Here is a 6,286-nt window from a genome sequence, read left to right on the forward strand (position 1 = left end):
TGGTGCTCGGTGGGCGGTCAGCCCGTGACATCGGCTTCCCTGACGGCTTCGAGCTCGTTGATCTCGCGGACATCGTTGTCACTCAGCGCACCCTGAAAGAGACTTATGTCATCGATGTCGCCGTGCCAGCGGTCGACCAGCTGGGTGGCTGCGCCGGCGGGGGTGAACCGAGCGGCGCCGAGGTAGAGCGGCCCCGTTGCGTCGAAGGCACCGGTGAAGGCACCCGAGCCGAAGGGGGTGGTCTTGACAAGATCGCCGTTGACATACAGGCGAACCTGTCGACGCGCGGTGTCGTGAACACCCACCAGGTGGGTCCAGTGAGACAGATCGTCTTCCTCGGTCATCGCACGTGACGTCATGAATGCTTCCGCAAGCCGGCTACCGATGGGTTGGTCATCGGCACCGAAGACGCTGAACGACCAGTAGTTGACAGGCTGTCCGTCCACCGTTCTCGTACGCTGGCCGAGGTAGAACGCAGACTGCTTCGAACCGAGCTGCGACATGGCAGTTTGCATGCCAAGCGACCTAGGCTGTACCCAGGCGGAAACCGAGAAGGACTGGTCGGTACGGAGCACGCGTCCGTCCTGCCAGTTCGGAGTCTGCGGATCTCCGCTCAGGTCGTCCTGGCTCCAGCCATACTCGACGGTCGGCTGGGCGGGGTCGTCGATGGCCTGTGAATCGAGAGACATGAAGCTGGCGCGGCTGCCCTCGCCGACGTCGACGCCCTTGGTGAAGGCGATCCGACGGCCGAAGGAGGTGTTCTCCGGACTCATGCACAGCGTCCAGTCGGAGGGATTCTCCTCGTAGCAGCCGGTGGCCCCGTCGAAGGTCCACTGGCCCACCCGGACGGGTTTCAGCATGCCCGGTTCGTCGAAACCGCCGGAGCCTTCCTCGTCCCGGCGCTGTCCGGTGAAGTCGTGCGGCACCAGGGCCCGGTTGTACACCTGAATCTGGGCGACGGAGCCCTGGAAGAAGTTGTTCGTGGCACCTCCGGCGGCTTTGCGTCCCACCTGGAATGACTTGGCGGCATTCCAGGCGCTCGTCCAGGGCATGGAGGCGACGGGCGCTCCGTCAACGAACAGTGTGAGGGACTTAGCCGGGTCATCGTAGGAGAACGCCACGTGCTGCCAACGACCAATATCCGCGCTCGTGATCGCGGCCTGCGGCGTCAGTATGGTGTACGCGCCGACGCAGTCGTTGCTGCGGGTGGTGACGTTCCACCTCGGCACACCTGCCGAGACATAGACCCCGAAGAAGAAGCCGTACTCGCAGTCACCACTCTGGGTGGCGATGGCCATGTTCTGAGTGGGAAGGGAGGACAGGCGTACCCAGGCTGCGACACCGTACGACTTCGTGGTGTCGACCACCGGTCCCGTCGTTTGCAAACTCGACGAGGTGCCGTTGAAGGTGGCGGTCGTGCCCTTGATGATGCGCAGGTCCGGGGTCCACGCGACGTTGCTGGCCGTCAGGGGGGTGTCACCGCCGAGGGCGGGCTGGCCGTCGGCCAGGGCAGCACTCGTGTTGACACCGGGCAGGGTCTCCAGGCCCCAACGGGCGATCGCCGGCGATGGCCGACCCGCGATGAACTCGGCGGAGGCGTCACCGGGGTTGCCCGCGCCGTCGTACGCCCGGACGTGCAGGGTGTTCTGGCCGTACTTCGGCACGGACAGCGACACCGAGCCGATCCGGTAGCAGACGTTGGTGCCCGTCGGCACGTTGTAGCTACAGGCGGTGGTCGCCGGCACCTCGATGGTGCCGGGGAAGGTCCAGCCGTACCGGAACTTCGTCACGCTGGTGTCCGTGGAAGAGAAACCGAAGGCCACCTTCTCGCCGGGCAGCGGCTGGTCGGTGCCGTTACGGGTCACCACCACGGGTGGGATGGTCGTGTCGACCCGGAACTCACACCAGGCCGACCAGGCGCTGGTCTTGCTGTACGGTGCCGGATCGGTGGCCCGGGCCCGGAAGGCGTACACCTGCCCCTCGGTCAGTTGGGGCAACGACGCCGTCGTGGAGCGACCACCGGCCGGAACGGACGCACCCGCAGGCGCGGGCTTGCGCGGGGTGGAGTCTCCGTAGGTACCGGTACCGGGCACCTGCAGCCACTCGTAGGCGGTCGTCAACGCCTGCGTGGTGTCGGCGTCCGGGAAGATGCCCGAGAAGGTGGGGGTGAGCGTCCCGATGCTGATCCGCTGGCCCGGAGCGCATGCCACGCCGGAGGTCTGGAGACTGTACGGCGCGCCAGGTACCGAGTCGTAGTCGACGACCAGCTTCGCGCTGTTGGGCCAGAACTTCTTCCACCTGTCGGTGGTGGACTCACCCGAGCCGTCCGTGCCGCTACAGGCGCAGAACCCCAGGGTCACGTTCGAGTAGTTGTTCGTGGCGTGGGTCTGGATGAGGGACGTCACGGCCGACCCGGTGAAGTTGACCGTCATGTCCGGCTGCGGGGAGTCCGAGCAGCCGTAACCCTCGTTGGCGTGGGACTGTGCGGTCGACTTGTGGCTGTGCAGCTTCGGCGCCCACGCGGTACGGGGCGTCGAGGCGATACCGCTGGAGTGGTACATGTACGTCGGGGTGTCCGTGCAGGACCAGGAATGGTCCAGCTTCATCTGCACGTACGCGGACTCGATGTGCTTGCCCCTGATGGCGGACAGCGGGAAGTCGAAGTACGAGCGGTAGATCTTCCCCGAGTCGGGGTCCTTGCCGACGCGGGCGATGGTGGTGTCGGTGTTGTTCGTGTTGTTCTGCGTCGCATAGGCCCAGCGGGACCTGGCGGTGGACCAGGCCGGGTCGATGAACACCGGGAAGGTGACGCCCCGCCCGGTGAGCAGCCGCGCGTCGGGGCGGAGGACCAGGTGTCCGTCGGCCACGGCGGCACCGACGGACGCCGTCCTGGCCCGGTCGCCCGGCCCGGCCGCCGAGGAACGTGCGACGGAAGCGGTCCCTGACGCGCCCGACAGCCGGCCGGTCGGGCCGGCGATGCCCGACTGCGTGGACGAGTCCCACATCAAGGCGGGTTCGGCGGTGGCGATCTCCTGGCCGTTCACCACTGCGGACAGACGTCCGTCCCCGGTCTTTGTGACCCGTGCCCCGCTCCCGAGCGCGAAGCGCAGTTCCCGCAGGCGGGGGTCGGCCGCCGCCTGCGGCGTCCGCACCACGAAGACATGGGTGAATCCGGTACGCGTCGCGCGCAGCACCAGATCAGTCCCCGGCAACACGTTCGGGTAGGTGGCCGCGTCGCCGGACACGGTGGGTTCGGGCAACCTGCTCGGCCACGACAACGACAACGACCTGCCGCCGCGCGAGAGGATCACTGCCGGACCGCGTCCCCCGGCCGAGAACCGCACCTGCGCCACGGAGGCCGCCGGTGCCCAACCGTCCGCCGACCTGCGCAACGACAGATCGATGTCCGCCCAGGAACCGTTGCTGCGCCTGACGCGCTGTGGCATCACCGCGGTCTCGGCGGTGAACCCACCTGACGGGTTGGCGAACACCTGGGTCAACTCCGTACGAGCGGACTCCACCTCGACCCGGTGACCCGACCGCTGTGCCGCGGACACGGCAGATGCCGCGTCCGGCGCCACCGCGACATCGCCCGTCGGCGGTGCGGGTGCTGGTGCCGCCTGCACCCGCCCCGGTCCCGTCAGCACCGAACCGGCCAGCACGCAGGTCAACGCGAGAATTGCGGTCGTCCGCGGCCCTGGTGCTGGTCGCTGGGCGCGCAAGTCGGCCGGTCGGTGAGCGGCTGTCACAGTGCCTCCACAGGCAGTAGTCGCAGGAGACTTGGATCGGGTGGGCGGCGTGGTGCACTCCCGAGATCTCCGACGAAGAACTCGTGGACTTCCATCGAAGGAAAGCCGATGGCCGCTCGGTGGGGTAATCAGCCGACGGGGACGTGGGCCACTCTCGTCACGGGTGGCCGTCTCCTGAACGTCACGACGTTGCCCGCTGGGCGAACAGCCGGCGAAACGCTTGTGCGGTAACGGTTCCAGTGGTGTGGACAGGCAGCAACCAGCCACCAGCCGTCATGGCGATCCCCCGTGAAGATGATTGGCAGTGGCCGAACTCTAAGGGCGCTGACGATAGTTGTCCACGTCGATTACTTTCCGTAAATAACAAAGAGTCCAGAAAGGAGCAAAAGGCACACCAGGCGCCGCCGTTGGTCCCATACACAGGACTTCCGGTACACCCGGCCACCCGTCCCGAAAGCGGGTCGGTGGCTATCGGGACGGGTGGGCGGTGAGCAGGGCGGCTTCCCGGGCCGGGTCGAGGCCGACGGCCGCCCGCACCGGCCGCCCCGCACGCGGCGGAACCGCCCCCACCCGGTCCAGCCAGCGCCAGGTGTCACCGACCGTCTCGGCCACCGGGCGGCAGGTCAGCCCCGCCGCGTACGCCTTCTCGACGCCGCGTTGCTGCAACCACCGGTACTCGTGGCCCGGCGGAATCCAGATCGGCAGATCGTTCCAGGGTTCGATCCCGGCGGCGAGGATCACCTCCGGGTCGGTCCAGCGCAGCCGGGCGTCCGCCCCGGTCGCCGCCACCACCCCGGCCAGCAGTTCCCCCATCGTGGTGTGCCCCGGACGACTGATCACGTTGAACGCCCCGCCGGCCCCCTCGGCGGCCCGGTCGAGCGTGAAGGTCGCCAGGTCCCGGACGTCGACGTACTGCACCGGCAGGTCGGCCGGCCCCGGGGCGAGGACGTCACCGCCCCGGGCCACCCGGCGCAGCCACCACGGCAGCCGCCCGATGTCCTCCCCCGGCCCGAGGATCAGCCCCGCCCGCACCAGCAGGGCGCTGTCCCCGAACACCTCGGTCGCGGCCAGTTCACCGCCGGCCTTGCACCGGGCGTAGTCGTCGTCGCCGGTGTCGTCGGCCGCCGACGCCACCACCGCCGACTCCTCGCCGCCCCCGGGAAGCACGGGCGGGGCGTAGACCGAGCCGCTGGAGACGTAGGTGTAGTGCCCGGCGGAGCGCAGCAGCGTGGCGGCGTCACGTACCGCGCGGGGCGCGCCGTCCCAGGTGTCGACCACCACGTCCCACGCGCCGCCGGCCAGTTCGGCCAAACCGCCCGGCGCGGTCCGATCACCCCGCAACCGGTGTACGCCCGGCGGGGCGCCGCCGTGTATCCCCCGGTTGAACATGGTCACCGTCCAGCCCCGGCGCACCCCTTCGGCCACGATGGCGGAGCCGACGAAACCGGTGCCGCCCAGCATCAGCAGTCTCATGCGTCCCACCCTGCCGGCCCGGGACACCGGTGGGGCATCCTGTTCACCGGCAGCGGATCTGCCCTCGGCAGAACCCGCGCCCCCGCCACCCGACGCCCGCTCCGCGTCCTGCGCGGCCCCGGCCCCGGGCGTCGTTGCGCATACTCGCCATATAGCGGTATCCGCCCCTGCCCAAAGCCGCTATTTCGGCCCATGACGATAGGCAGATGCCGTCGCTCCGAGGATGCCCGGCCACATCGTCGCGGGAAGGGACGGACCGGACGTTCGGCGCACATTTCTTTCGTCCACGACGTGCCGAAAATGAGTTCCGAGGGCGGGCAACTTCGCGGACACCTGTATGCCGGTCAGGCATATTTATTACCCACAGGAATGGAGCTCTCCGCGTAGGACGGGCCAGACACCGCGCGCGCCACTGGCAACAGGTGGCGGCAGGCACCGGCCGCACCTACCGCCCCGACCTGACGGCACCGGTGAAACCGGACCGGACCACGGTGCCGCGGAGGACCCACGACTCGAAACCCGGCCGAACCGGACGTGCCACACCCCGCTGACGGCCCGGCGGCAGGGTCGCTACCAGGCTCGGTGCAGCATCCGCCGGCGGAATGACCGGGCGCTGTCCGGCGTTACACCTCGGTACGACCGCAGCAGCGCCCGGCCGACCCCGCAACCCCTGCGGGAATGACCCCGGACCCCCGGTCGTTACATCTGACCCCGGCACGAGCGGCCACCGCCCCACGCGGCGAGCCCCACCGGACCCCCGCAGACTTTTCTCCCGCTATGAGCGCCCCGACGTTGGTGCCCACGCCCCTACGCGGCCCGCCTCCCACGGGCACACCCAGCCCCTGCACGGGCGGGTCGGGGCGTCTACCCCCGAAGGAGCTTCCCCATGAACACCACCATCATGAACACCACCATCCTGCGTAAGAGCGTCCTCGGCATCGCCGGTCTCGCCGTCGCCGGTGGCCTGGCCGCCGGCCCGCTCAACCACGACACCCCCACCGTCGACACCCGCCCCGTCGCCGCCGTGGTGCAGGCCGACAAGCCGGCCGTCGACAAGGCCAAGC

2 protein-coding genes are annotated in these 6,286 nt (G+C 69.2%); both read right to left on the bottom strand.

Going from position 1 to position 6,286, the window contains the following annotated elements; translation table 11 throughout:
* Positions 1-17: 17 nt before the first annotated feature.
* Complete coding sequence (locus tag H1A17_RS26130; RefSeq protein WP_309236872.1) at positions 18-3,662, bottom strand: LamG domain-containing protein; 3,645 nt, start codon at positions 3,660-3,662, stop codon at positions 18-20.
* 555 nt (positions 3,663-4,217) lie between these two features.
* Complete coding sequence (locus H1A17_RS26135) at positions 4,218-5,222, bottom strand: NAD-dependent epimerase/dehydratase family protein (RefSeq protein WP_194823125.1); 1,005 nt, start codon at positions 5,220-5,222, stop codon at positions 4,218-4,220.
* Positions 5,223-6,286: the final 1,064 nt, after the last annotated feature.

It is taken from the genome of Micromonospora sp. S-DT3-3-22, assembly GCF_015354745.1.
GTDB lineage: Bacteria > Actinomycetota > Actinomycetes > Mycobacteriales > Micromonosporaceae > Micromonospora > Micromonospora wenchangensis.

Bases quoted from the DNA above. Each gene is read 5' to 3' on its own strand.
- H1A17_RS26135 (WP_194823125.1), bottom strand. From the start codon at position 5,222: ATGAGACTGCTGATGCTGGGCGGCACCGGTTTCGTCGGCTCCGCCATC.